The sequence below is a fragment of the Streptomyces sp. NRRL S-244 genome (genome assembly GCF_000717915.1).
GTDB lineage: Bacteria > Actinomycetota > Actinomycetes > Streptomycetales > Streptomycetaceae > Streptomyces.
Window position 1 is genome coordinate 139,842 of sequence record NZ_JOCX01000004.1, and the last position, 24,610, is coordinate 164,451.

25 protein-coding genes are annotated in these 24,610 nt (G+C 71.6%); 17 read left to right on the forward strand and 8 right to left on the reverse strand.

Annotated elements, in window-relative coordinates:
- The first annotated feature begins 26 nt into the window (after positions 1 to 26).
- Positions 27 to 677, forward strand: coding sequence for a thymidine kinase (locus tag IF02_RS0106635; RefSeq protein WP_030154330.1), 651 nt, complete (start codon positions 27 to 29; stop codon positions 675 to 677).
- Positions 678 to 689: 12 nt separating this feature from the next.
- On the opposite strand, the gene IF02_RS0106640 is transcribed toward IF02_RS0106635, so the two are convergent.
- The gene (locus IF02_RS0106640) at positions 690 to 1,487 is read right to left on the reverse strand and encodes a VOC family protein (protein WP_030154331.1); all 798 of its coding nucleotides are present in this window, start codon (positions 1,485 to 1,487) and stop codon (positions 690 to 692) included.
- A 175-nt stretch (positions 1,488 to 1,662) separates the two neighbouring features.
- On the opposite strand from IF02_RS0106640, the gene IF02_RS0106645 reads away from it, so the two are divergent.
- A complete protein-coding gene (locus IF02_RS0106645; RefSeq protein ID WP_030154332.1) occupies positions 1,663 to 2,517 on the forward strand; it encodes a sulfurtransferase in 855 nt (284 codons plus the stop codon).
- A gap of 70 nt (positions 2,518 to 2,587) precedes the next feature.
- On the opposite strand, the gene sepH is transcribed toward IF02_RS0106645, so the two are convergent.
- Positions 2,588 to 3,628 carry a septation protein SepH gene (gene sepH, locus IF02_RS0106650; protein ID WP_030154333.1) on the reverse strand — a complete coding sequence of 347 codons (1,041 nt, stop codon included), beginning with the start codon at positions 3,626 to 3,628 and terminating at the stop codon, positions 2,588 to 2,590.
- Positions 3,629 to 4,166: 538 nt separating this feature from the next.
- Here sepH and IF02_RS0106655 point away from each other — a divergent pair.
- The gene (locus IF02_RS0106655) at positions 4,167 to 5,012 is read left to right on the forward strand and encodes a hypothetical protein (protein ID WP_078621926.1); all 846 of its coding nucleotides are present in this window, start codon (positions 4,167 to 4,169) and stop codon (positions 5,010 to 5,012) included.
- 7 nt (positions 5,013 to 5,019) lie between these two features.
- Here the strand turns inward: IF02_RS0106655 and IF02_RS0106660 are convergent, their stop codons facing one another.
- The gene (locus tag IF02_RS0106660; RefSeq protein ID WP_030154335.1) at positions 5,020 to 6,348 is read right to left on the reverse strand and encodes a D-arabinono-1,4-lactone oxidase; all 1,329 of its coding nucleotides are present in this window, start codon (positions 6,346 to 6,348) and stop codon (positions 5,020 to 5,022) included.
- Positions 6,299 to 7,555 carry an MFS transporter gene (locus tag IF02_RS0106665; protein WP_030154336.1) on the reverse strand — a complete coding sequence of 419 codons (1,257 nt, stop codon included), beginning with the start codon at positions 7,553 to 7,555 and terminating at the stop codon, positions 6,299 to 6,301. Before IF02_RS0106665 ends, IF02_RS0106660 begins: the two co-directional genes overlap by 50 nt.
- A 207-nt stretch (positions 7,556 to 7,762) precedes the next feature.
- On the opposite strand from IF02_RS0106665, the gene IF02_RS0106670 reads away from it, so the two are divergent.
- Both IF02_RS0106670 and IF02_RS0106675 read left to right on the forward strand, forming a co-directional pair.
- Entirely contained in the window at positions 7,763 to 8,932 is a 1,170-nt protein-coding gene (locus IF02_RS0106670; protein ID WP_030154337.1) for a ferrochelatase, read from the forward strand.
- 12 nt (positions 8,933 to 8,944) lie between these two features.
- Positions 8,945 to 9,748 (forward strand): inositol monophosphatase family protein, encoded by an 804-nt coding sequence (locus IF02_RS0106675; RefSeq protein WP_420708101.1) that lies wholly within the window; start codon positions 8,945 to 8,947, stop codon positions 9,746 to 9,748.
- Positions 9,749 to 9,874: 126 nt separating this feature from the next.
- Here IF02_RS0106675 and IF02_RS35090 read toward each other — a convergent pair whose 3' ends face one another.
- On the reverse strand, positions 9,875 to 10,048 hold the full coding sequence (locus IF02_RS35090; protein WP_199809186.1) for a hypothetical protein: 174 nt from the start codon (positions 10,046 to 10,048) through the stop codon (positions 9,875 to 9,877).
- Positions 10,049 to 10,292: 244 nt separating this feature from the next.
- Here IF02_RS35090 and IF02_RS0106685 point away from each other — a divergent pair, with 244 nt between their 5' ends.
- The 4 genes from IF02_RS0106685 (at position 10,293) to IF02_RS0106700 (ending at position 13,810) form a co-directional block, all read left to right on the forward strand.
- Positions 10,293 to 10,946 carry a response regulator transcription factor gene (locus tag IF02_RS0106685; protein ID WP_030154340.1) on the forward strand — a complete coding sequence of 218 codons (654 nt, stop codon included), beginning with the start codon at positions 10,293 to 10,295 and terminating at the stop codon, positions 10,944 to 10,946.
- Positions 10,947 to 10,951: 5 nt separating this feature from the next.
- Positions 10,952 to 12,196 (forward strand): sensor histidine kinase, encoded by a 1,245-nt coding sequence (locus tag IF02_RS0106690; protein ID WP_030154342.1) that lies wholly within the window; start codon positions 10,952 to 10,954, stop codon positions 12,194 to 12,196.
- Between the two features lie 384 nt (positions 12,197 to 12,580).
- On the forward strand, positions 12,581 to 12,877 hold the full coding sequence (locus IF02_RS0106695; protein WP_030154344.1) for a DUF4193 domain-containing protein: 297 nt from the start codon (positions 12,581 to 12,583) through the stop codon (positions 12,875 to 12,877).
- Positions 12,878 to 12,889: 12 nt separating this feature from the next.
- The gene (locus IF02_RS0106700) at positions 12,890 to 13,810 is read left to right on the forward strand and encodes a hypothetical protein (RefSeq protein WP_030154346.1); all 921 of its coding nucleotides are present in this window, start codon (positions 12,890 to 12,892) and stop codon (positions 13,808 to 13,810) included.
- A 20-nt stretch (positions 13,811 to 13,830) separates the two neighbouring features.
- On the opposite strand, the gene IF02_RS0106705 is transcribed toward IF02_RS0106700, so the two are convergent.
- On the reverse strand, positions 13,831 to 14,286 hold the full coding sequence (locus IF02_RS0106705; protein ID WP_030154348.1) for a DUF3093 domain-containing protein: 456 nt from the start codon (positions 14,284 to 14,286) through the stop codon (positions 13,831 to 13,833).
- Positions 14,287 to 14,344: 58 nt separating this feature from the next.
- Between IF02_RS0106705 and IF02_RS0106710 the strand changes: the two genes are divergently transcribed.
- From IF02_RS0106710 to IF02_RS0106740, 7 genes are all read left to right on the forward strand, one after another.
- Positions 14,345 to 14,929: a PaaI family thioesterase gene (locus IF02_RS0106710; protein ID WP_030154350.1), complete on the forward strand. Its 585-nt coding sequence runs from the start codon at positions 14,345 to 14,347 to the stop codon at positions 14,927 to 14,929.
- Positions 14,929 to 15,465: a dUTP diphosphatase gene (gene dut / locus IF02_RS0106715; protein WP_030154352.1), complete on the forward strand. Its 537-nt coding sequence runs from the start codon at positions 14,929 to 14,931 to the stop codon at positions 15,463 to 15,465. Before IF02_RS0106710 ends, dut begins: the two co-directional genes overlap by 1 nt.
- A 1-nt stretch (position 15,466) precedes the next feature.
- A complete protein-coding gene (locus IF02_RS0106720) occupies positions 15,467 to 16,246 on the forward strand; it encodes a DUF3710 domain-containing protein (RefSeq protein ID WP_030154354.1) in 780 nt (259 codons plus the stop codon).
- Between the two features lie 214 nt (positions 16,247 to 16,460).
- Positions 16,461 to 19,067, forward strand: coding sequence for a sensor histidine kinase (locus IF02_RS0106725; protein ID WP_078621927.1), 2,607 nt, complete (start codon positions 16,461 to 16,463; stop codon positions 19,065 to 19,067).
- Entirely contained in the window at positions 19,064 to 19,750 is a 687-nt protein-coding gene (locus IF02_RS0106730; protein WP_030154358.1) for a response regulator, read from the forward strand. The genes IF02_RS0106725 and IF02_RS0106730 overlap by 4 nt, the downstream gene beginning before the upstream one ends.
- Before the next feature lie 24 nt (positions 19,751 to 19,774).
- Positions 19,775 to 20,194 (forward strand): OB-fold nucleic acid binding domain-containing protein, encoded by a 420-nt coding sequence (locus IF02_RS0106735; RefSeq protein ID WP_078621928.1) that lies wholly within the window; start codon positions 19,775 to 19,777, stop codon positions 20,192 to 20,194.
- Positions 20,195 to 20,197: 3 nt separating this feature from the next.
- Positions 20,198 to 20,923, forward strand: a complete 726-nt coding sequence (locus tag IF02_RS0106740) for a DUF3159 domain-containing protein (RefSeq protein ID WP_030154362.1) — start codon at positions 20,198 to 20,200, stop codon at positions 20,921 to 20,923.
- Positions 20,924 to 21,012: 89 nt separating this feature from the next.
- Here IF02_RS0106740 and IF02_RS0106745 read toward each other — a convergent pair whose 3' ends face one another.
- Both IF02_RS0106745 and IF02_RS0106750 read right to left on the reverse strand, forming a co-directional pair.
- Positions 21,013 to 21,675 (reverse strand): potassium channel family protein, encoded by a 663-nt coding sequence (locus tag IF02_RS0106745; protein WP_030154364.1) that lies wholly within the window; start codon positions 21,673 to 21,675, stop codon positions 21,013 to 21,015.
- Positions 21,672 to 22,340, reverse strand: a complete 669-nt coding sequence (locus tag IF02_RS0106750; protein ID WP_030154367.1) for a potassium channel family protein — start codon at positions 22,338 to 22,340, stop codon at positions 21,672 to 21,674. The genes IF02_RS0106745 and IF02_RS0106750 overlap by 4 nt, the downstream gene beginning before the upstream one ends.
- 209 nt (positions 22,341 to 22,549) lie before the next feature.
- Here IF02_RS0106750 and IF02_RS0106755 point away from each other — a divergent pair, with 209 nt between their 5' ends.
- Positions 22,550 to 24,598, forward strand: coding sequence for an APC family permease (locus IF02_RS0106755; RefSeq protein ID WP_030154369.1), 2,049 nt, complete (start codon positions 22,550 to 22,552; stop codon positions 24,596 to 24,598).
- The last annotated feature ends 12 nt before the right edge of the window (positions 24,599 to 24,610 follow it).

The window sequence follows — 24,610 nt, forward strand, 5'->3', positions numbered from 1 at the left end:
ACGACCCGAAAGGTCCCGTTCCTTCCATGCCTGAATTGGTGTTCTTCTCCGGCACGATGGACTGCGGGAAAAGTACGTTGGCGCTCCAGATCGGCCACAACCGGTCGGCCCGGGGTCTGCAGGGCGTGATCTTCACGCGCGACGACCGGGCGGGCGAGGGCAAGCTCTCCTCGCGCCTCGGACTGGTGACCGAAGCCGTCGAGGCGCGCCCGGACATGGACCTGTACGGGTACCTGGTGGGCCAGATGTCGAAGGGCGCCAAGGTCGACTACGTCATCGTGGACGAGGCGCAGTTCCTCGCCCCCGACCAGATCGACCAGCTGGCGCGCGTCGTGGACGACCTGGACCTGGACGTCTTCGCCTTCGGCATCACCACCGACTTCCGCACCAAGCTCTTCCCCGGCTCGCAGCGCCTGATCGAGCTGGCGGACCGGATCGAGACCCTCCAGGTGGAGGCGATGTGCTGGTGCGGGGCGCGCGCCACGCACAACGCCCGCACGGTGGGCGGCGAGATGGTCGTGGAGGGCGAGCAGGTCGTCGTCGGCGACGTCAACCGGTCGCCGGAGGAGGTCGGTTACGAGGTGCTGTGCCGCCGCCACCACCGCCGCCGCATGACGAGCGCCGCGGCCCACGCCGGCGCGCTCTCCCCGGACGTCCTCCCGGTCAACCCGGCCTGAACGCCCCTGCAGTCAGCGGCCGTTCGCGGGGCGTGACTCCACGAGCGTGAACACCGCGCCCTCCGTGTCGGTGACCGTGGACACCCTGCCGGTCAGCCCCTCGCGGGGCGGCTGGATGACGCGCCCGCCCAGCCGGTGGACCCGGGCCGCGGCCGTGTCGACGTCCTCCACCTCGAAGTACGTCATCCAGTGCGGGCCCCGGTCGTGCGGGAGCGAGCGCCCGACCCCGTGCACGGCGGCGACCGGGCGTCCGTCCAGCAGCAGCGTCACGTAGTCGAAGTCGGAAGTGGCCGTGGCGTGCGTCTCGGCCTCGTGGCCGAAGACGTGCTCGTAGAACTTGCCGACGGTCGACGTGTCCTGCGTGACCAGCTCGGCCCAGACCGGGGTGCCGGGGACGCCGGACAGCCGGGTCCCGATGTGCTCCTCGGCCTGCCAGATCCCGAAGATCGCCCCCAGCGGGTCGGAGCAGATCGCCACCCGCCCCTCGCCGCCCGCGTCCAGCGGGCCCACCGCGACCGTGCCGCCGCAGGAGCGGATCGTCTCGGCCGTCGAGTCCGCGTCGTCGGTGGCGAAGTACGTGGTCCAGGCCACCGGAAGGTGCCGGTCCGGCGGCATCTCGCCGATGCCGGCCACCTCCTGGCCGTCGAGCAGGGCGCGGACGTACGGGCCGAAGGGCTGGGGGCCGGGCTCGTACTCCCAGCGGAACAGGTCGGTGTAGAAGGCCTCGGTCGTCCCGAGGCCGTGCACCATCAGGCTCGACCAGCACGGCGTGCCGGGCGGGCGCCGCGTTTCTTCCGGTTCCTCGGTCATGTCAGCCGTCTCCTCCGTCGTCGCTCATCCCGGACCAGATGCTTCCACTACGACGGGTCCGGCGCGCCTCGACCGGCCGGGTTTCGCCGTTGCGGGGAGAGATGACCGAATCGATGCGGCCTGTCGGTGTCGGGCTTGTTACACGGGCTGAGGAGGGGGGAGGAAGATGGGCCGCATGACTGCGAACTCTGCGCCCCCTGTGATCATTTCCGCCGCCGAACTGATGGACGAGCTGGCCGGGCCGCGGCCGCCGGTGCTGCTCGACATCCGCTGGCAGCTGGGCGGTCCGAACCTGCGCTCCGCGTACGAGGCGGGCCACCTGCCGGGGGCGGTGTACGTGGACCTCGACCGCGAACTGGCAGGTCCGCCGGGAGCGGGCGGGCGCCACCCGCTGCCGCAGCCGGAGGAGTTCGGGGCGGTGATGCGCCGCGCCGGGGTCTCGGCGGACGCGCCGGTGGTCGTGTACGACGGGGGTCTCGGCTGGGCCGCGGCACGGGGGTGGTGGCTGTTGCGCTGGACGGGTCACACGGACGTACGGGTGCTGGACGGCGGACTGGCCGCGTGGACGGCGGCGGGCGGGCCGGTGACGGCCGACACCGTCACCGTTACGGAGGGCGATTTCAAGCCAAACGCGGAGGCGGCGGGGCTGCTGGACGCGGACGCCGCGGCGGCGCTCGCGCGCAGCGGGATCCTGCTGGACGCGCGGGCGGGGGAGCGCTACCGGGGCGAGGTCGAGCCGATCGACCCGGTCGGCGGGCACATCCCGGGAGCGGTGTCGGCGCCGACGACGGAGAACGTGGGCGCGGACGGGAAGTTCCTCGCGGAGGACGCGCTGCGGGCGCGGTTCGCCGGGCTGGGTGCCTCGGGCGGGGCGCCGGTGGGGGTGTACTGCGGTTCGGGCGTCTCGGGGGCGCACGAGGTGCTCGCGCTGGCGGTCGCGGGGATTCCGGCCGCCCTGTACGCGGGCAGCTGGTCGGAATGGTCCGCGGACCCGGCCCGGCCCGTGGCCACGGGCCCGGACCCGCAGTAGCGGGGGGCTGCGCCCGGGCCGGTCCTGCGCCCGGGCGGGAGCTGCGGCCGGGCGGGAGCTGCCGCCCGGGCTACTCCTGTTTCTTGCGGCGCGTGCCGAAGACGATCTCGTCCCAGCTCGGCACCGCCGCGCGGCGGCCCGGGCGGACGCCGTCGGCCTCCGCCTGGCGGTCCGTGGTGCCCGTCAGGCGGTCGCGGTGGCCCGCCACCGTGCGCGGCATCAGGACGTCCGCGTACGCGGAGCCGGCACCGGCGCTCGCCGAGGCCGCCGGGGGCTCCTCCGCCTCCGGCTCCTCCTCCGCCGGGGGCTCGGGGCGTTCCGGGACCACCAGGTCGCCGCGGAAGCTCGGTACGGCCTCCAACAGGCTCGTCAGGGTGTCCCGTTCCTCCTCGGGCTCCGGCGCGGGCGCCGCGTTGTGGGCCGTCCGCTCCAACTGCCGGTCCAACTGCCGGTCCAGGGCGCGGTCCAGCGGCCGGTCCCTCGGCAGGCGCGCGATCCTCGGCACGAACGGGAAGCTCGGCTCCGGCGTCGCCGGCAGGTCGTCCGCCTCGCCGATCAGCGAGCGGGCCTCGTCGTCCACGGCCACGACCAGCCGGCGCGGCGGGTCGTACGTCCAGCTGGCCGAGTGCGGTTCGCCCGCGACCCGGTAGACCAGCAGGACCTCCCAGGTCCCGTCGTCGCGGCGCCAGGAGTCCCACTGCACGGACTCCTTCTCGGCGCCGCGCAGCGTGAGCCGCTCCTGCACGGCCTCGCCGAGCTGGGGTCCGGTGTTCTCTCCGGGGCGGCGTACGGGCGTCTTGCGGGCGCGCTCCGCCATGAACGCGCGCTCGGCCAGCACCGGGCCCTCGAAGCGGCGTACGCGGTCGACGGGGATGCCGGCGAGCTGGGCGACCTCCTCAGCGGAGGCACCGGCCCGTATACGGGCCTGGATGTCACGGGGGCGGAGGTGGCTCTCCACCTCGATCTCGATCTGGTTCAGGCGCGCGCGGTCGTTGCGCACGGCAGCCCGCAGCCGCTCGTCGATCGGAAGCGTGTACTCCGTGCTGTCCGCAGCCTTGAGCACCAGTCGTGTGCCGTCATTTGAGACGGCCACGACACGCAGTTCGGGCATGGGGACCTCCCGGGTGGTGCCTGCCGACGTCACGTGCGTCGCTGCTTCCGCTAGTCGAGTGTGGCCTGCCCGGGTGCAGCCTGCCACAACCTTGCCGAGTTCAACCGGCGTGTCGGGCATGCGCCCTTGATCGCCGTTATGGCACGGTTACCTGTTGGGCACACACAGTGACCGAACGGTTACTGTGCGCATCAGAAATGCGTGCAATGCCGCGGCATCACCGGTCTCGAGTGCCGTTTCTCCATCAGTCGGCCCCCTCTCCCGAGTCCGGACATCCGTAAGGAAGGACGGCCCCAGGGCTCGCCACAGTACTCCATTCGGGCCACCTGGGTGGACCGCCGCGCCGCCGAACTTGTCGCGGGCGGCGGGAGTTGGGCTGCCCCGAATCGGGCGGGACCTGCGCCCGCGCCCGATTTCGCGTGTCCTGCTTCACAGAATCACCAGAAACGGAACTATCCGTTTCGCCCAGCGGTCAGTAAGTGCTGAGAGCGGTGAAGCGCGAGAGGTCGCGAGAGGCAGAACACAGCAGGGGATGAGGATGGGTCAGAAGGCCACGCCAGAGGTCGAACCGGGGTCCCTCGCGGACCGGGCGGACCGGGCGGACGGCGCGGAAGGCACGGAAGGCGCCGAGAAGAAGAAGCTCGATCTGAGCGTGGCCCAGATCGCGGGCTCCTCCCTCGCCACCGTCGCCGCGGCCCTGCTCGCCTCCAAGCTGGGCGTCTACGGGACCATCCTCGGCGCCGGCGTGGTCAGCGTGGTCGCCACCGCGGGCGGCCCCGTCATCCAGCACCTCTTCAAGCGCACCGGCGACCAGTTGCGCGAGAGCGCCCGCCCCAGGGCCCGTCAGGTCCCGCCGCCCGGCGGGGAGATGGCCCCCGAGGGCACCCTGCTGCTCCGTGCGGCGGCGCCCTCCGAGGAGTTCGGCGCGGCCACCGTCCACGGCACCCGCGTACGGGGCTGGAAGCGGACCGCGGTGGCCTCGGGCGCGGCCTTCGCCATCGCGCTCGGCGGCCTCGGGGCGTACGAGGCCTTCTCCGGCACGGCGATCAGCCAGGGCGGCGGAACCATCTGGTCCGGCGGCACGCACAAGGTGGGCAACGAGCGGCCGGCCGGCCCCGGAAAGGAGTCCGGCACCGGCGGGAAGGGCGGGGCGACCCCGGAGTCCGGTACCTCCCCGAGCCCTTCGGCTCCGCACGGCGGCCGGGGCCCGAGCCCGGGTCCGAGCCCCGACCCGTCATCCCCGGCCCCCTCCGACTCCGGTGGCCCGGCGCCGAGTCCGAGCCCGCCGACACCGACGCCGAGCCGAAAGCCCACGCCCACCCCGACGCCGACGCCCACCCCCGCGCCGACCCCGAGCGGCGAGGGCCGGCAGCAGGCTCCCTGAGCCGGGGCTACTCGCCCAGCACCCGGCGCAGGTAGTCGTTGCCGAACAGCCGGTCCGGGTCCAGCCGGTCCCGCAGCGCGGTGAACTCGCCGAAGCGCGGGTAGACGTCCGCGAAGTACTCCGCGTCCCGCGTGTGCACCTTGCCCCAGTGCGGCCGCCCGCCGTGCGCGGTGAAGATCCGCTCGGCGGCCGTGAAGTAGGCCTGGTACGGCGTGCCCTTGTACATGTGCACCGCGATGTACGCGGTCTCGCGCCCCGAGGCCGTCGACAGCGCGATGTCGTCCGCCGGAGCGGTCCGCACCTCCACCGGGAAGCTGATGCGCAGCCCGGAACGGTCGACCATCGACTTGAGCTCCCGCAGCGCCTCGACCACCCGTTCGCGCGGGAGTGCGTACTCCATCTCCACGAACCGCACCCGGCGCGGGCTGGTGAACACCTTGTACGGGATGTCCGTGTAGGTGCGCGCGGACAGGGCGCGGCTGGCGACCCGGGCGATGGAGGGGATGGTCGCCGGGACGGCGCGGCCGAGGGAGTTGACGGCCTGGAAGACCCCGTTGGACAGCAGCTCGTCCTCGACCCAGGCGCTCACGGCTCCGGGCGGGGCGGCGGGGCCCTGGCTGCGGTTGTTGCGCTTGGTGTTGCAGTTGCCGGTGTGCGGGAACCAGTAGAACTCGAAGTGCTCGTTCTCCGCGAAGTGCTGCTCGAACTCGGCGGTCACCCGGTCGAAGCCCATGGGCTCCTCACGGGCGGTCAGGAAGAACACCGGCTCGACGGCCAAGGTGATCGCGGTGACGATGCCCAGGGCGCCGATGCCGATCCGGGCGGCCGCGAAGACCTCCGGATTCTCCTTCTCGGAGCAGCTCAGCAACCGCCCGTCCGCAGTGACCAGCTCCAGACCGCGGATCTGGGCGGCGATGGAGGCCGAGTCCCGGCCGGTGCCGTGGGTTCCGGTGCTGGTGGCGCCGGAGACGGTCTGCTCCATGATGTCGCCCATGTTGGTGAGCGAGAGGCCCTCCCGGGCCAGGGCCACGTTCAGGTCCTTGAGCACCGTGCCCGCGGCCACCGTCACGGTCCCCGCGGTCCGGTCGATCTCCCGGATCCCGGCCAGCGCCTGCGGACGTACGAGCACCCCGTCGGTCGCGGCGGCCGCGGTGAAGGAGTGGCCGGTGCCGACCGCCTTCACCTTCAGCCCGTCCTCGGCGGCCCGGCGCACCGCCTCCTGAAGCTCCCCGACCGAGGCCGGGGTCACCACGCGGGCGGGCGTGGCCGTGACGTTGCCGGCCCAGTTACGCCACGCGGTCGCCCTGCTCTGCTGCCCTGCTGTCGCCGTCCCCATCGGTTGCTGGCTCCTCCCCTTGCGCCGGCTTCGACAGCCGGCGGTATCCCGCGAACGCAACCGCCGCCGCGGCCGCTCCCGCCGAGATGGAGACGACGTACCCGCTGCGCGCCCCGGAGGCGTCGATGACCAGTCCGGTCACCGACGAGCCGACCGCGACGCCGACCGCGAGGCCGGTGCTGATCCAGGTCATGCCCTCGGTCAGCTTCGCGCGTGGTACGTGCGCCTCGATCAGGGCCATCGTGGTGATCATCGTGGGAGCGATGGCGAGGCCCGAGACGAAGAGCGCCACGGCCAGAAACGGAAGGTTCCCGGCCAGTAGGAGGGGGATCATACTCACGGCCATCGCACATACGCCCAGTACCCAACGGCGTTCGCTCTTGCCCTTGAGGTGGAGAAGGCCGAAGACGATGCCTGCGAGGCAGGATCCGAACGCCCAGATGGCCAGGATGAAGCTCGCCCAGGACTTGTGGCCCTGCTCCTCGGCGAAGGCCAGCGTGGACACGTCGATGGAGCCGAAGATCGCGCCGGTCGCCACGAAGGTCGCCGTCAGCACCTGGAGTCCGGGGGAGCGCAGGGCCGAGGTGCGGTCCCCGTGCTCCTCGCGAGGGTGCGGCTCGGGCTCGGTGGAGCGCTGCGCGGTGAGCAGCCAGACCCCGACGAGCAGGCAGAGCGCGGCGATCAGCGGGCCGGCCTCGGGGAACCAGGTGGTGGACAGGCCGATGGCGATGATCGGGCCGAAGATGAAGCAGACCTCGTCCACGACGGACTCGAAGGAGTACGCGGTGTGCAGTTCGCGCGGGGAGTCCCGGTAGATCACGGTCCACCGGGCGCGGATCATCGAGCCCACGCTCGGAACGCAGCCCGCCACGGCCGCGCAGACGAAGAGGGTCCAGTCCGGCCACCCGTTGGCGGCGGCCGTCAGCAGGACGGCGACCGAGGCCACGCAGATGAGGGTGGCGGGACGGAGCACCCGCCCCTGCCCGTACTGGTCCACCAAGCGGGACACCTGGGGGCCGATGAACGCGGCGGCCAGGGCGAGGGTGCCGGTGAGGGCGCTCGCCATCGCGTAGCGTCCGGTGATCTCGGAGATCATCGTCAGGATGCCGACGCCGACCATGGATATGGGCAGGCGGCCTATGAGGCCTGCGGCGCTGAACCCCAAGGTGCCGGGGGCCGCGAATATCGCGCGGTAGGGACTGGGCAAGGTGCCCTCCGTAAGGGACGTCATTGGCCCATACAGGTTACGACCGCCGACACGGCACCCGCACGGGGAGAATCCGGACCAGGAGCCGGACCAGGACCCGGACCAGGATCCGGATCGGGAACTTAGGGTCACCTTACCCAGGTTGCGGCGCGGGCGCGCCGCCGGGCCGGTTCCCGGGCGCGGATGCCGGGTGGCAGGATTCGAACCATGTCAGACCAGCTCCGCGCCGCCGCCTCGCCCCCGGCCGAAGGCCTCGCCGCCCCGTACGACGCCCTCCTGCTGCTCTCCTTCGGCGGTCCTGAAGGACCCGACGACGTCGTGCCGTTCCTGGAGAACGTCACGCGCGGGCGCGGCATCCCGCGCGAGCGGCTCAAGGAGGTCGGGCAGCACTACTTCGGCTTCGGCGGGGTCAGCCCGATCAACGGGCAGAACCGTGAGCTGCTGGACGCCCTGCGCAAGGACTTCGCCGAGCACGGGCTGGACCTGCCCGTGTACTGGGGCAACCGGAACTGGGCCCCGTACCTGACCGACGTGATGCGGGAGATGGCCGCCGACGGGCGCCGCCGCATCGCGGTGCTCGCGACCAGCGCGTACGCCTCGTACTCGGGCTGCCGGCAGTACCGCGAGAACCTCGCGGACGCGCTGGCGGCGCTGGTGGAGGAGGGCGTCGCCGAGCTGCCGAAGGTCGACAAGCTGCGGCACTACTTCAACCACCCCGGCTTCGTGCAGCCGATGATCGACGGGGTGCTCGCCGCGCTGGAGGGGCTGCCACAGGACGTGCGCACCGGCGCGCACCTGGCCTTCACCACCCATTCGATCCCCACCGCGGCCGCCGACACCTCCGGCCCGGTCGAGGAGCACACCACCGGCGGCGGGGGCGGGGCGTACGTCAAGCAGCACCTTGACGTCGCGCAGGTGATCGCGGACGCGGTGCGCGCCGAGACGGGCACGGAGCTGCCCTGGGAGCTCGTCTACCAGTCGCGCAGCGGCGCCCCGCACATCCCGTGGCTGGAGCCGGACATCTGCGACCACCTGGAGGCGCTGCACGAAGCGGGCGCGCCGGCGGTGGTGATGGTGCCGATCGGGTTCGTCTCGGACCACATGGAGGTCCTGTACGACCTCGACACGGAGGCCACGGCGAAGGCCGCGGAGCTCGGGCTGCCGGTCGCCCGGTCGGCGACCGTCGGGGCCGACCCGCGGTTCGCGGCCGCGGTCCGGGAGCTGGTGCTGGAGCGCGCCGCCGCGGAGCGGGGCGAGCCGGTGGAGCGGTGCGCGCTGGGGCTGCTCGGGCCCGGCCACGATCTGTGCGCGGTGGGCTGCTGCCCGGCGCGCGGGCCCCGGCCGGCGGCCGCGGGCGTCGACAGCCCGTACGCCTAGGAAAGGGCGAGCGTGATCTCCGAAGAGCTGAAGGCCGAACTGCTGGACGTGGGGCTGGACGCCGCCCGGCAGGCCGGGGAGCTGCTGCGGGACGGCCGGCCGGCCGATCTCGCGGTGGCGGCGACGAAGAGCAGCCCGATCGACGTGGTGACCGAGATGGACATCGCGGCGGAGAAGCTGATCACCGGGATCCTCGCGCGGCGGCGGCCCGAGGACGGGCTGCTGGGCGAGGAGGGCGCGGACGTCCCCGGGACCAGCGGGGTGCGCTGGGTCGTGGACCCGCTCGACGGCACCGTCAACTACCTGTACGGGCTGCCGAGCTGGAGCGTGTCGATCGCCGCCGAGTACGAGGGCCGGACGGTGGTCGGGGTCGTGGCGGCGCCGATGCGGCGCGAGACGTACCACGCGGTGCGCGGGGGCGGGGCCTGGCTGGGCGGGGTCCGCCTCGCCTGCCGGGCGGCGGCGCCGCTGGACCAGGCGCTGGTCGGGACCGGGTTCGCCTACCTCCAGGCGCGCAAGGAGCAGCAGGCGGAGGTGGCCCGGCGGGTGATCCCCCGGGTGCGGGACATCCGGCGGGGCGGCTCGGCGGCGCTGGACCTCAGCGATGTCGCCGCCGGGCGGCTGGACGCGTACTACGAGCGCGGGCTGAACCCCTGGGACCTGGCCGCGGGCGAGCTGATCGCCCGGGAGGCCGGGGCGCTCACGGGCGGGCGGCCCGGGCAGCCGGCCTCGGGGGAGCTGGCGCTGGCCGCCACGCCGGCGGTGTTCGCCTCGCTCCAGCCGCTGCTGGACGAGGCCGGGGCCTGGCACGACTGACGCGGCTCCGGAATGACGGACCCCGGACCGACGGACCCCGGACCGACGGACCCCAGGGAACCCCGGCATGAGGGAACCCCGGCCGCCGCACTGCGGCCGCCGGGGTTCTGGCTGGACTGGAGGTTGTCAGCAGGCGGAGACGGAGACGGGAACGCCGTGTTCGGCGGCGAGGCGCTGGAGATCTTCCAGTTCCGCCTGCTCCACTTCCACGAGGAAGTCGTCGCCCGTCTCGCGGGCCTGCTCAAGGTCCGACTGCGTGGCCCGGATGCGCTGCAGGAGACCCGCGGTGAATGCGTCCATGGTGGGTTCGCCCCCTCTTCGTGGGTCGGCGGCGGCACGTGGCAGTCCGCCGTCAGGGAGTGGTTGGGGTGTGCTGTCGTCCTCCCCGGCACCCTGGGCGCAGAAACCTCGGGAGGCGAGGGAATCCTCACTTCCGGCCCCCGCGGGCCCCGGAGGGGCGCCTTACAGCCGGTTTACGGCTGAAACGGGCAGGATGGACGACGCAATACACGTGTGCCCTCAGGGCTCGATGGAAGGAAACGACGTGCGCGTACTCGTCGTCGAGGACGAGCAGCTGCTCGCCGATGCGGTGGCCACCGGGCTGCGCCGGGAGGCCATGGCCGTGGACGTCGTGTACGACGGCGCCGCGGCCCTGGAGCGCGTCGGGGTGAACGACTACGACGTGGTCGTGCTCGACCGGGACCTCCCGCTCGTGCACGGTGACGACGTCTGCCGGAAGATCGTCGAGCTCGGCATGCCCACCCGCGTGCTGATGCTGACGGCGTCCGGCGATGTGAGCGACCGGGTGGAAGGCCTGGAACTGGGTGCGGACGACTACCTGCCCAAGCCCTTCGCGTTCAGTGAGCTGACCGCCCGCGTGCGCGCCCTGGGGCGGCGTACCACCGTCGCCCTGCCCCCCGTACTGGAGCGGGCCGGGATCAAGCTGGACCCGAACCGGCGCGAGGTGTTCCGTGAGGGCAGAGAGGTGCAGCTGGCGCCCAAGGAGTTCGCGGTGCTGGAGGTTCTCATGCGGAGCGAGGGGACCGTCGTCTCCGCCGAGCAGCTGCTGGAGAAGGCATGGGACGAGAACACCGACCCCTTCACGAACGTGGTGCGGGTGACGGTCATGACCCTGCGGCGCAAGCTGGGGGAGCCGCCGGTCATCGTGACCGTGCCTGGCTCCGGCTACCGGATCTGACGCGGGTGGCGGCGACCCCGGCACCGCCAACGGTGCCGCCGAGACCGACCTGGGACCCCGGCCAGCCCGAGGGTCCCTTCCCTTGGCTGCGGCCGACCATTCGCATACGCCTCACGCTGCTGTACGGCGGGATGTTCCTGATCGCCGGCATCCTGCTGCTGTCGATCATCTACCTGCTGGCGGCGCAGGCCCTGCGCGAGGGCAACGGGCTGCCGTACAAGATCCTGGGCGGCACGGACATCCAGGTCACCAGCACCTGTCCCGGCGTGGTCGGCAAGATCCAGGCCCCGGACCAGTTCAACTCCGTGATCAACACCTGCATCCTGGAGCAGCGCCGGCACGCGCTGGACGACCTGCTCAGCCGGTCGCTGATGGCCCTGCTCGGCCTCAGCATCATCGCCTTCGCCTTCGGCTACGCGATGGCCGGCCGGGTGCTCTCGCCGCTGGGCAAGATCACCCGGACCGCCCGCCGGGTGGTCGGCTCCGACCTGACCCGGCGGATCGAGCTGGACGGGCCGGACGACGAGCTCAAGGAGCTTGCCGACACCTTCGACGAGATGCTCGACCGGCTGGAGCGGGCCTTCACCGCCCAGCAGCGGTTCGTCGCGAACGCCTCGCACGAGCTGCGCACGCCGCTGGCGATCAACCGGACGCTGCTGGAGGTGCACCTGTCCGACCCGGGTGCACCGGTGGAGCTCCAGCAGCTGGGCAAGACGCTGCTGGCGACCAACGAGCGCAGCGAGCAGCTGGTCGAGGGCCTGTTGCTGCTGGCCCGCAGCGACAACCAGATAGTCGAGCGCAAACCCGTGGACCTGGCGGAGGTCGCCTCGCGCGCCATCGACCAGGCGCGCGGGGAGGCCGCGGCGAAGGGCGTGGAGATCCGCGGCGAGCGGGCACTGGCCGTGGTCCAGGGCAACGGCGTCCTGCTGGAGCGGATCGCGCTCAACCTGGTGCAGAACGCCGTCCGGTACAACGTGCCGGAGGGCGGCTGGGTGGAGGTCATCACCGAGTCCCAGCACGGCCAGGCGATCCTCATCGTCTCGAACACGGGTCCCGTGGTTCCCGCGTACGAGGTGGACAACCTCTTCGAGCCCTTCAGGCGGCTGCGTACGGAGCGCACGGGCAGTGACAAGGGTGTGGGGCTCGGCCTGTCGATCGCTCGCTCTGTGGCCCGCGCACACGGCGGGCGGATCTCGGCGACGCCGCGCGAGGGCGGTGGCCTCGTGATGCGTGTCACTTTGCCCCTGTGAGTCCCCTGGCCGCTTGTTCGCTCTTGGCTGAACAGTGAGGAGGTGGCGAGGGTGGCGCCTGTGTGATCGATCACATTGTCGAGTGTTGGGTCATGTGCGTTCAGTGACCCCATAGGGGGCCGGAAAGCCCGGGACGTCCGGGTTTCCCGCCCCTCGAACGGCGGGAAATACACGGGGTGGCGTTTGTGCAAGACGGCCCCCGGACCGTGTACGGTCCCGGTCGTCATCCCAGCCAATCGCTCCTTCAGGTGTGCGGCTGGGTGTCGATTGAGTAACAGACCTTGATGTGAGGCAAAATCTCCGCCTCAGGTCGGGCACAAGTCCGGCCTCTCGCGCGTTACGTGCGCTGAGACACCGCTAAATCCCAGAGGGGGAGAGCGAAAAATGGCAACGGACTACGACACCCCACGCAAGACCGACGACGACGTCGACAACGACAGCATTGAAGAGCTGAAGGCCCGGCGCAACGAGAAGTCGTCTTCGAGCGTCGACGTCGACGACTTCGACGCGGCGGAGGGCATGGAGCTCCCCGGCGCAGACCTCTCCAACGAGGAACTGGCCGTTCGGGTGCTGCCCAAGCAGGCCGATGAGTTCACCTGCATGAGCTGCTTCCTGGTCCACCACCGCAGCCAGCTGGCACGCGAGAAGAACGGTCAGCCGATCTGCCGCGACTGCGACTGAGAGGCGTCGGCCGTGACCGGCTCGACACCGTTTCGGAAGCGCCGCTTCCGAAAAGCTGGTGATCCGGTGGAGGCGCAAGAGGCGGCCACGGGCCCGGTAACGGGCCCAGCAGCCTCCGGCGTACCCGCCGTGTCGTCCGGCACCGCCGCGGCGGTGCCGTCGGCCGCAGAGTCCGGCGAGGGAACCCGGCACAGGTCCGGGGCTCGTCGGCTGCAAGCCGTCAAGAGCGGTGTGCGCAAGGGCGGCGAATATGTCAGGGCCGCCGTCCAGCACGTCGCGGACCGCATCATCGAGAACGCACCGCGCGTTCCGGTTCGGGACCTCGCGACCCTGCGCGCGCAGTTCCCGGGCCTCGGTCCCGATCAGCTTGCCGACAAGCTGATCGCGGGCGCCGCGTACGGCACCTCCACGGTGGGCGCGGGCATCGGAGCCGCGGCGATGCTGCCGGTGCCGCCCGCGATGCCGGCCGAACTGGCCGCGGAGATCACCGGGGTCGCCGCCATCGAGCTGAAGCTCGTCGCGGAGCTCCACGAGGTGTACGGCCAGCGGCCGGCCGGGAACCTCAAAGAACGCAGCCTCGCCTACCTGACCGCGTGGACGGAGGAGCGCGGGGTGGACCTGACCAAGCCGACGACGCTGAACATCGCGCTCGGTGGTCAGATGAAGCGCGAACTGCGCCAACAGATCATGAAGCGGACGTTCCGCAACCTCCCGAACCTGCTGCCGTTCATGGTGGGCGCCACCGTCGGGGCGGTCATGAACCACCGCGACACCCTCAAACTCGCCGAGAAGGTCCGTGCCGACCTGCGGAGCCGCGCCGTGGCGTGGGAGTCGCTCCCGCAGCTCCCGCCCCTTGAGCAGCCCTCCCAGCCCCTTCCCGAGGCCATCAGGGACGCCCTCGAAGGCCCGGACGGCGACTGGCCCCCGGCCTGAGCGCCGCCGAGCGCGGCTGATCAGCCCTTGGCCGCCCGGATCGCCGAGACCAGCGCCTGCGGCTCGCGGGTGGAGACGTACGCGTACGGCGTCGGGTCCCCGGGGTCGGTGATCGGGACGCGCACCGCCGTCGGGACGTAGCTGCGCAGCAGCATGAAGGCGCGCGTGTCCGCCTTGTGCGTGCGCCAGGCGCGCGCCTCCTCCGCGTCCAGCACCTCGGGCTCGCCCAGGGCCGCCACCGGGATCCGCGCCTCACCGGCCGCCAGCGCACCGTTCACCACGCGCACGCGCGCGGAGCCGTACGAACTCACCAGCAGCCCCGCCAGCGCGGTGCCCCCGACCAGCCCGGCCAGCAGCGGCAGCGTGCCCAGCGGCAGCAGCATCAGCGCGCACGCCAGGCCGATGAGTACGGCGATGGCCCACCAGGAGCGGGGGGCGGTCAGACGTTCGTCGTGGTGCGCGGGGGAAAGCTGCATAGCGCCAAGCCTGCCACGAGGCGACCGGTGGGTAGCGGCGCGGGTAAGGTCTGCGCCTGTGAGTGGACGAAACACAGCGTTGACGCCCCCGGCCGATGCCGCCGCACCGGTCCGGCACCCCGACGCCCCGGCACCCGGCGAGCTGCTCGGTGCGCACTACGGGCACTGCTTCGGCTGCGGCGAGGGCCAGCCCCACGGACTCCACCTGGAGGCCCGTGCCGGGGAGGGCGTCCGCGTCAGCGCCGAGTTCACCGTCAAGCCCGCGCACCAGGGTGCCCCCGGCCTGGCCCACGGCGGCGTGCTCGCCACCGCGCTCGACGAGACGCTGGGCTCCCTGAACTGGCTGCTGCGCGTCATCGCGGTGACGGGACGGCTGGAGACCGACTTCGTGCGGCCCGTGCCCGTGGGCACCGTGCTGTATCTGGAGGCCGAGGTGACCGCCGTCGCCGGGCGCAAGATCTACTCCACCGCGGTCGGCCGGATAGGCGGGCCCGAGGGCCCGGTCGCCGTGCGCGCAGACGCGCTCTTCATCGAGGTGAAGGTCGACCACTTCATCGACAACGGTCGGCCCGAGGAGATCCGGGCGGCGATGTCCGACCCGGACCAGGTCAGGCGCACGCGCGCCTTCGAGGTGAACCCCTGATGTCTGAGAACAACCACGCCCCGGTCGACGTGCTCATCAAGCGTGTCGACCCCGAGGTGCCCCTGCCCGCGTACGGCCACCCCGGCGATGCCGGCTGCGACCTGGTGACCACCGAGGCGGCTGTACTGGAGCCCGGCGAGCGCACCGTACTGCCCACGGGGGTGTCGATCGCCCTGCCCGACGGGTACGCGGCGTTCGTGCACCCGCGCTCGGGCCTGGCCGCCCGCTGCGGGCTCGCGCTCGTGAATGCCCCGGGGACGGTGGATGCCGGGTACCGTGGGGAGATCAAGGTGATCGTGGTCAATCTCGACCCGCGCGAGAGCGTCCGGTTCGAGCGCTTCGACCGCATTGCCCAGCTGGTTGTCCAGAGGGTCGAGAAGGTGCGCTTCCACGAGGTGGCGGAACTTCCCGGCTCGGCGCGGGCCGAGGGGGGTTTCGGCTCCACCGGCGGTCATGCGGCCGTGGCCGGATTCGGCGCTGGTCAGCAGGGTGGGAATGGCTACGCTTCGGTCGTATCCGACCGGGAAGGACAGTGACGTGTTCGGACGTCGCAAGAAGAACGACTCCGCCAAGGACGGCGGCGCGGCCGAGCAGGTCGTGGACGGCGTGGCTGCCGATGAGCAGGACGGCGGCGAGGAGCTCGACTCCGCGCCCCGCAGGGTGAATCTGCCGCCGGCCCCGCGGCCCGACGGCCCCTGGGACGTCTCCGAGGTGCCCGGTGCACCCGAGGAGGGTCGCGTCGACCTGGGCGGCATTCTCGTACCGGGTGTCGAGGGCATGGAGCTGCGCGTCGAGGTCGCCGGGGACGCGATCGTCGCCGCTACGGTCGTCCTCGGCGACAGCGCCGTACAGCTGCAGGCCTTCGCGGCGCCCAAGAAGGAAGGCATCTGGGGCGAGGTCCGCGACGAGATCGCCACGGGCATCACCCAGCAGGGCGGCATCATCGACGAGGTCGAGGGTCCGCTGGGCTGGGAGCTGCGCGCCCAGGTGCCCGTACCGATGCCCGACGGCCAGACCGGCGCCCAGCTGGTCCGCTTCGTCGGCGTCGACGGCCCGCGCTGGTTCCTGCGCGGCGTCATCTCCGGCCAGGGCGCGGTGCGCCCCGAGTCGGCGGGCGTGCTGGAGCAGATCTTCCGCGAGACCGTCATCGTGCGCGGTGACGGCCCGATGGCTCCGCGCGACCCGATCGTGCTGAAGCTGCCGAACGACGCCCAGATGGTGCCGGACGGCGTGCAGACCGAGGACCAGGAGGGCTCCCGCTTCTCCGGCGGCATGGGCCAGCTGGAGCAGGGTCCGACGATCACCGAGGTCCGCTGACCCGGCTGATCCCCGATTGACCGCCGACTGATCGCCGGTTGACCGCCGGCTGATGCCCGGCGGCGCCTGTCAGGCGACTGTTTCCGGCCGCGGGCCGTACTCCTTCGGGGGTACGGCCCGCTGTCGTACCCGCGGGGTGTCAGGGATCCGTCAGGGATGGGCGGAGGGGCTGCAAAAGTGCGTGATCGGCGGAAACGTCCCGGAGAATGGGCGCATGGGACGCGGCAAGCTACGGATCTACCTCGGCGCGGCACCCGGTGTGGGCAAGACGTACGCGATGCTGTCCGAGGCCCACCGCCGGGTGGAGCGGGGCGCCGATTGCGTCGTCGGCTTCGTCGAGCACCACGGGCGGCCGCGCACCGAGGTGATGCTGCACGGCCTGGAACAGGTCCCGCGCAAGGAGCTCTCGTACCGGGGCGCCGGCTTCACGGAGATGGACGTGGACGCCGTACTGGCGCGCCGGCCCGCGATCGCGCTCGTGGACGAGCTCGCGCACACCAACGTGCCGGGCTCGCGCAACGCCAAGCGCTGGCAGGACGTGGAGGAGCTGCTGCGGGCCGGCATCGACGTGGTGTCCACCGTGAACATCCAGCACCTGGAGTCGCTCGGCGACGTGGTGGAGTCCATCACCGGGGTGCGGCAGCGGGAGACCGTGCCGGACGAGGTGGTGCGGCGGGCCGACCAGATCGAGCTCGTCGACATGTCCCCGCAAGCGCTGCGCCGGCGGATGGCGCACGGGAACATCTACCAGTCCGACAAGGTCGACGCGGCCCTGTCGAACTACTTCCGGCCCGGCAACCTCACCGCGCTGCGCGAGCTGGCGCTGCTGTGGGTGGCCGACCGGGCCGACGAGTACCTCCAGCAGTACCGGGGCGAGCACAACATCCGCTCCACCTGGCAGGCCCGCGAGCGGATCGTCGTCGGGCTCACGGGCGGGCCCGAGGGCCGTACGCTCATCCGCCGCGCCTCCCGGATGGCGGCGAAGGGCTCGGGCAGCGAGATCCTCGCCGTCTACATCGCCCGCAGCGACGGGCTGACCGCGGCCTCGCCGAAGGAGCTCGCGGTCCAGCGGACGCTGGTCGAAGACCTTGGCGGAACGTTTCACCATGTGATCGGCGACAACATCCCCGACGCGCTGCTCGAATTCGCCCGCGGGGTCAACGCCACCCAGATCGTGCTCGGCTCCAGCCGCCGCAAGGCCTGGCAGTACGTCTTCGGCCCCGGCGTCGGCGCCACCGTGGCCCGCGACTCGGGGCCCGACCTCGACGTGCACATCGTCACGCACGAGGAGGTCGCCCGGGGCCGCGGGCTGCCCGTGGTCCGCTCGGCGGCCCGGCTCGGCAGGCCCCGCATCATCGCCGGCTGGGTCGTCGGCATCGTCTGCCCCGCTCTGCTGGCCGTCCTGCTCACGCACGTGAACGCCGACCCGGGCCTCGCCAACGAGATGCTGCTGTTCCTCTCGCTGACCGTGGCCGCAGCGCTGCTGGGCGGGCTCTGGCCGGCGCTGGCCTCGGCCGCCTTCGGCTCGTTGCTGCTGAACTACTTCTTCGCCCCGCCCGTGCACCGGTTCACCATCTCCGACCCGAAGAACATCGTGGCCATCGCCGTCTTCTTCGGGGTGGCGGTCTCCGTGGCCTCCGTGGTGGACCTGGCCGCCCGGCGCACCCACCAGGCCGCCCGGCTGCGCGCCGAGTCCGAGATCCTCTCCTTCCTGGCCGGCAGCGTGCTGCGCGGCGAGACCACGCTGGACGCGCTGCTGGAACGGGTGCGCGAGACCTTCGCCATGGAGTCCGTGGCCCTGCTGGAGCGCACGAGCGACGTCGAGCCCTGGAAGCGGGCCGGCAGCGTCGGCCCGCGCCCGGTCGACCGCCCCGAGGAAGCCGATGTGGACATGCCCATCGGCGACCACATGGCGCTGGCCCTGTCCGGCCGGGTGCTGCCCGCCGAGGACCGCCGCGTGCTCGGCGCCTTCGCCGCCCAGGCCGCCGTGGTCCTGGACCGGCAGCGGCTGGTCGGGGAGGCCGAGGAGGCCCGCCGGCTGGCGGAGGGCAACCGGATCCGGACCGCGCTGCTGGCCGCCGTCAGCCATGACCTGCGTACGCCGCTGGCCTCCATCAAGGCCTCGGTGTCCTCCTTGCGCTCCGACGACGTGGACTGGTCCGAGGAGGACCGGGCCGAGCTCCTCGAAGGCATCGAGGACGGCGCCGACCGGCTCGACCACCTGGTGGGCAACCTGCTCGACATGTCCCGGCTGCAGACCGGCACCGTGACCCCGCTGATCCGGGAGATCGACCTCGACGAGGTGGTCCCGATGGCGCTGGGCGGCGTACCGGAGGACAGCGTGGTGCTGGACGTCCCGGAGACGCTGCCGATGGTGGCGGTGGACCCCGGGCTGCTGGAGCGGACCGTGGCCAACGTGGTGGAGAACGCCGTCAAGTACAGCCCGGCCGACGAGCGGGTGCTGGTCCGGGCGAGCTACCTGGGCGACCGGGTCGAAGTACGCGTCGTGGACCGGGGGCCCGGGGTGCCCGACGAGGCCAAGGACCGGATCTTCGCCCCCTTCCAGCGGCACGGGGACGCCCCCCGCGGCGCGGGGGTCGGCCTCGGGCTCGCGGTGGCCCGGGGCTTCGCCGAGGCCATGGACGGCACCCTGGCGGCCGAGGACACCCCCGGCGGCGGGCTGACCATGGTGCTGACGCTGCGCGCCGCGACGGGCGACAGTGGACCGGAACACGCCGCGGTGCACGGCGGCCTCGACGCCGCCGACGCCGCCGACCTCATCGATCTCGACCCCATACGACAGAAAGCAGGACCTCAATGACCCGGGTGCTCGTGGTGGACGACGAGCCGCAGATCGTCCGAGCCCTCGTGATCAATCTGAAGGCGCGCAAGTACGAGGTCGACGCGGCGGCGGACGGGGCCCAGGCCCTGGAGCTCGCGGCGGCCCGCCACCCCGACGTGGTCGTCCTGGACCTGGGCCTGCCCGACATGGACGGCGTCGAGGTGATCAAGGGCCTGCGCGGCTGGACCCGGGTGCCGATCCTGGTCCTGTCGGCCCGGCACAGCTCCGACGAGAAGGTCGAGGCCCTGGACGCCGGGGCCGACGACTACGTCACCAAGCCCTTCGGCATGGACGAGCTGCTGGCGCGGCTGCGCGCCGCCGTCCGCCGGGCCGAGCCGGGCGCGGGCTCCGGCGAGGACGAGGTGATCGTGGAGACCGACGGCTTCACGGTGGACCTGGCGGCCAAGAAGGCGGTGCGCGAGGGGCGCGACGTACGGCTTACGCCGACCGAGTGGCACCTGCTGGAGGTGCTGGTCCGCAACGGGGGAAAGCTGGTCAGCCAGAAGCAGCTCCTCCAGGAGGTCTGGGGGCCCTCGTACGGCACCGAGACGAACTACCTGCGGGTCTACATGGCCCAGCTGCGGCGCAAGCTGGAGGCCGACCCCTCGCATCCGCGGCACTTCATCACGGAACCGGGCATGGGATACCGCTTCGAGAGGTAGTGCGGGCGCCGGTACGCTTCCTGTATGAGTGCTGAACCGCGTCCCGAGAAGTCCGTCAAGCCGGTCAGGCCGGCGGGCCGGTTCCGGCGGATGATAGAGCGGCTGTCCACCTCGCAGGAGGAGCTGCATTCGGCGGAACTGCAGGAGGCCGCAGAAGCCGCGGGGTGCACGCGGATCTGCGACTCCCACGACCGCCAGATAGTCAAGGTGACGGGAACCCTGCGTACCGTCACCCTCCGGCCGCGCGCCGGGGTGCCCGCCCTGGAGGCGGAGCTCTTCGACGGCTCGGCGGCGCTGGACGTGGTCTGGCTCGGACGTCGCTCGATCGTGGGAATCGAACCGGGGCGGCGCATGATCGCCTCGGGGCGGATCGCGATGAGCCACGGCCGCCGGGTCCTCTTCAATCCGAAGTACGAACTCCGACCGCTCGGACAGGAGCACTAGCCGGTGACGTCACTCGACAAACCGATCACCCCGGATCCCGCGGGCGAACCGTCCGCGGACCAGAAGGCCGTGACGCAGGCGGCGCTCTTCGACGCCTTCGGAGGCGTGCGGGGCACCGTGGAGACGATGCTCCCCGGCCTGCTCTTCGTGATGATCTACACGATCAACAAGGACGTGAAGATGTCCGCCTTCGCGGCGGGCGCGGTGGCGGTCCTGCTCGTGATCGTGCGGCTGCTGCGCAAGGACACCGTCAAGCACGCGTTCAGCGGGGTCTTCGGCGTGGGCGTCGGCGTGGCCTTCGCCCTGTTCACCGGTACCGCCAAGGGCTTCTACCTGCCCGGCATGATCTACGGCGCCGGGCTGGGCGTGGCCTTCACGCTGTCCGCGCTGGTCGGGTTCCCGCTGCTGGGCGTGATCCTGGGGCCGGTGTTCAAGGAGAACCTGTCCTGGCGGACGCGCAACCCCGGGCGCAAGAAGGCGTACACCAAGGCCAGTCTGGCCTGGGGGCTCATCTTCCTGGCGAAGTACGCGATCCTCTTCCCGCTGTACTGGTGGGGGGACGCGACGCAGCTGGGCTGGGTGCTGATCGCCCTGAAGCTGCCGCCGATGGTGCTCGCGGTGTACTTCACGTGGGTGTTCCTGGCGAAGGCGCCGCCGCCGATCGACGTGATCGCGGAGTGGGAGGCCGAGGAGGCCGCGGAGAAGGCCCGCAAGGCCGGGGCCAAGTAGCGGGACGGTCCACAGGACATGCGAGAGGGGCGGGCAGCCGACCGGCTGCCCGCCCCTCTCGCATGCGTACGTCCGTCAGTGGCGGGCCGTCAGTGGCGGGCCTGGAGGAGTTCCTCCAGCTGTTCCTCGCGGGCCTGGGCGGCCACGAAGAGCAGTTCGTCGCCCGGCTCCAGGGTCTCCTCGGCGTGCGGGGTGAGGACCCGGTTGCCGCGGATGATCGTGACCAGCGAGGTGTCCTCGGGCCAGGTGATCTCGCTGATCTGGGTGCCGGCGACCGACGAGTCGGCGGGCAGGGTCAGCTCGACGAGGTTGGCGTCGCCGTGGCTGAAGCGGAGCAGCCGCACCAGGTCGCCGACGCTGACGGCCTCCTCGACGAGGGCCGACATCAGACGCGGCGTGGACACCGCGACGTCGACGCCCCAGGACTCGTTGAAGAGCCACTCGTTCTTCGGGTTGTTGACGCGCGCCACGACCCGGGGGACCCCGTACTCGGTCTTGGCCAGCAGGGACACGACCAGGTTGACCTTGTCGTCGCCCGTGGCCGCGATGACCACGTTGCAGCGCTGCAGCGCGGCCTCGTCGAGCGAGGTGATCTCGCAGGCGTCGGCCAGCAGCCACTCGGCCTGCGGCACGCGCTCCACGGAGATGGCGGTCGGCGCCTTGTCGACGAGGAGCACCTCGTGCCCGTTCTCCAGCAGCTCGCCCGCGATGGAACGGCCCACCGCGCCGGCTCCGGCGATCGCGACCCTCATGCGTGTGCCTCCTCGGGGCCCTCGGCGAAGGACGCCTCGACCTTGTCGATCTCGTCCGTACGCATCATCACGTGGACGAGGTCGCCCTCCTGCAGCACCGTCTGGGAGGTCGGCAGCATGGCCTCGCCCAGTCGGGTGAGGAACGCCACGCGGACGCCGGTCTCCTCCTGCAGCTTGCTGACCTTGTGCCCGATCCAGGCGGCGGAGGTGTGCACCTCGGCGAGCTGGACCCCGCCGCTCGGGTCGCGCCACAGCGGCTCGGCCCCGGACGGCAGCAGCCGGCGCAGCATCTGGTCGGCGGTCCACCGTACGGTCGCGACGGTGGGGATGCCCAGGCGCTGGTAGACCTCGGCGCGCTTGGGGTCGTAGATGCGGGCGGCGACGTTCTCGACACCGAACATCTCGCGTGCCACGCGGGCGGCGATGATGTTGGAATTGTCACCACTGCTGACCGCCGCGAAAGCGCCCGCTTCCTCGATCCCGGCCTCGCGCAGCGTGTCCTGGTCGAAGCCGACCCCGGTGACGCGGCGCCCGCCGAATCCGGCTCCCAGCCGGCGGAATGCGGTGGGGTCCTGGTCGACGACAGCGACCGTATGCCCCTGCTGTTCCAAGGTCTGCGCGAGGGCGGAGCCCACTCTTCCGCAGCCCATAATGACGATGTGCACGGCCGTCCTTCCGGCTGTCAGCGCTCGCTGGTTCCCAGCCTCATTGCATGCTCTGGCTTCACAGGGTCTCAGACCATGGCCCAAGCTACACACGGGCGGTCCCCCATGTGACCTTTGAAGCGCACACGGGGTCTCAATGCGGGTGTCATTGCCCTGTAATACGGGCGGGGGGTTCGTCAGCCGGATTTCGAACGCTTACGATCCTCTGCGTGTCCAAACTGACCGACGTGCCCAAACGGATCCTGATCGGCCGGGCGCTACGCAGCGACCGCCTCGGGGAAACGCTCCTCCCCAAGCGGATCGCCCTACCCGTGTTCGCATCCGACCCGCTCTCCTCGGTGGCATATGCCCCCGGCGAGGTCCTGCTGGTCCTGTCGATCGCGGGTGTGTCGGCGTACCACTTCAGCCCCTGGATCGCCCTCGCGGTCGTCGTGCTGATGTTCACCGTGGTCGCCTCGTACCGCCAGAACGTCCACGCGTACCCCAGCGGCGGCGGTGACTACGAGGTCGCCAACACCAACCTCGGGCCGAAGGCCGGACTCACCGTCGCGAGCGCGCTGCTCGTCGACTACGTCCTGACCGTCGCCGTGTCGATCTCCTCCGGAGTCGAGAATCTCGGCTCCGCCGTGGATTTCGTGATCGAGCACAAGGTGCTCTCCGCGGTGATCATGATTCTGCTGCTCACGCTGATGAATCTGCGCGGCGTGAAGGAATCCGGGAAGCTCTTCGCCATTCCGACGTACGTGTTCGTCGGCGCCGTCTTCGTGATGATCGCCTGGGGCGCCTGGCGCGGCCTCGTCGCCGGCGACACCATGGAGGCCCCGACGGCCCATCTGGAGATCAAGGCCGAGCACCAGGGGCTGGCCGGCTTCGCGCTGGTCTTCCTGCTGCTGCGGGCCTTCTCCTCCGGATGTGCCGCCCTGACCGGCGTCGAGGCGATCAGCAACGGCGTGCCCGCCTTCCGCAAGCCCAAGAGCAAGAACGCGGCCACCACCCTCGCCCTCATGGGCGGCCTGGCAGTCACCATGTTCTGCGGGATCATCGGCCTGGCCATGGCCACCGACGTGAGGATGGCCGAGGAGCCCGCCACCAACCTGCTGGACAACGGAGTCCCCGTCGGCCCCGAGTTCGTCCAGCACCCGGTGATCTCCCAGGTGGCCGAGGCCGTCTTCGGCAACGGCAGCTTCCTGTTCATCGTCCTGGCGACCGCCACCGCGCTCGTGCTGTTCCTGGCCGCCAACACCGCGTACAACGGCTTCCCGCTGCTCGGCTCGATCCTCGCGCAGGACCGCTACCTGCCGCGCCAGCTGCACACCCGCGGTGACCGGCTCGCCTTCTCGAACGGCATCGTGCTGCTCGCGGGCGCGGCGATCCTCCTTGTGTGGATCTACGACGCCGACTCCACGAAGCTGATCCAGCTCTACATCGTGGGCGTCTTCGTCTCCTTCACGCTGAGCCAGATCGGCATGGTCCGGCACTGGAACCGCCACCTGCGGACCGAGAAGGACCAGGCCGCGCGGCGCCGGATGCACCGCTCCCGGGCGATCAACACGTTCGGCGCGATCTTCACGGGCCTGGTGCTCGTCGTCGTCCTGGCCACCAAGTTCACGCACGGCGCCTGGGTCGCGCTGCTGGGCATGGTGATCTTCTACGGCACGATGACCGCGATCCGGAAGCACTACGACCGGGTCGCCGCCGAGATCGCCGCCGCCGAGGGCCCCAGCGACGACAGCGTGCGGCCCTCCCGGGTCCACTCCATCGTCCTGGTCTCCAAGGTGCACAAGCCCACGCTGCGCGCCCTGGCCTTCGCCAAGCTGACCCGCTCGGACACCCTGGAGGCGCTCAGCATCAGCGTCGACGCGGCCGAGACGAAGGCGCTGAAGGAGGAGTGGGAGCGGCGCGGGATCAACGTACCGCTCAAGATCCTCGACTCCCCGTACCGCGAGATCACCCGCCCGGTGGTCGAGTACGTGAAGGGCCTGCGCAGCGAGAACCCGCGCGACGCCGTCAGCGTGTACATCCCGGAGTACGTCGTCGGCCGCTGGTACGAGCACCTGCTGCACAACCAGAGCGCGCTGCGGCTCAAGGGCCGCCTGCTGTTCACCCCCGGCGTGATGGTCACCTCGGTGCCCTACCAGCTGGAGTCCTCGGAGCTCGCGAAGAGGCGGGCGAAGAAGCGGCAGGAATGGAACGCCCCGGGCGCGGTGCGCCGCGGACCGGTGGACACCCCGCGCCCGAAGGACCGCGCCGGAAAGTAGCGGCGCTGCCGT

Coding starts and splice junctions, on each gene's coding strand:
- dut (WP_030154352.1), top strand. CDS start 14,929: ATGTCTGAGAACAACCACGCCCCGGTCGACGTGCTCATCAAGCGTGTC.
- IF02_RS0106745 (WP_030154364.1), bottom strand. CDS start 21,675: ATGAGGGTCGCGATCGCCGGAGCCGGCGCGGTGGGCCGTTCCATCGCG.
- IF02_RS0106695 (WP_030154344.1), top strand. CDS start 12,581: ATGGCAACGGACTACGACACCCCACGCAAGACCGACGACGACGTCGAC.
- IF02_RS0106730 (WP_030154358.1), top strand. CDS start 19,064: ATGACCCGGGTGCTCGTGGTGGACGACGAGCCGCAGATCGTCCGAGCC.
- IF02_RS0106670 (WP_030154337.1), top strand. CDS start 7,763: ATGTCAGACCAGCTCCGCGCCGCCGCCTCGCCCCCGGCCGAAGGCCTC.
- sepH (WP_030154333.1), bottom strand. CDS start 3,628: ATGCCCGAACTGCGTGTCGTGGCCGTCTCAAATGACGGCACACGACTG.
- IF02_RS0106735 (WP_078621928.1), top strand. CDS start 19,775: ATGAGTGCTGAACCGCGTCCCGAGAAGTCCGTCAAGCCGGTCAGGCCG.
- IF02_RS0106640 (WP_030154331.1), bottom strand. CDS start 1,487: ATGACCGAGGAACCGGAAGAAACGCGGCGCCCGCCCGGCACGCCGTGC.
- IF02_RS0106645 (WP_030154332.1), top strand. CDS start 1,663: ATGACTGCGAACTCTGCGCCCCCTGTGATCATTTCCGCCGCCGAACTG.
- IF02_RS0106655 (WP_078621926.1), top strand. CDS start 4,167: ATGGGTCAGAAGGCCACGCCAGAGGTCGAACCGGGGTCCCTCGCGGAC.
- IF02_RS35090 (WP_199809186.1), bottom strand. CDS start 10,048: ATGGACGCATTCACCGCGGGTCTCCTGCAGCGCATCCGGGCCACGCAG.
- IF02_RS0106705 (WP_030154348.1), bottom strand. CDS start 14,286: ATGCAGCTTTCCCCCGCGCACCACGACGAACGTCTGACCGCCCCCCGC.
- IF02_RS0106660 (WP_030154335.1), bottom strand. CDS start 6,348: ATGGGGACGGCGACAGCAGGGCAGCAGAGCAGGGCGACCGCGTGGCGT.
- IF02_RS0106635 (WP_030154330.1), top strand. CDS start 27: ATGCCTGAATTGGTGTTCTTCTCCGGCACGATGGACTGCGGGAAAAGT.
- IF02_RS0106725 (WP_078621927.1), top strand. CDS start 16,461: ATGGGACGCGGCAAGCTACGGATCTACCTCGGCGCGGCACCCGGTGTG.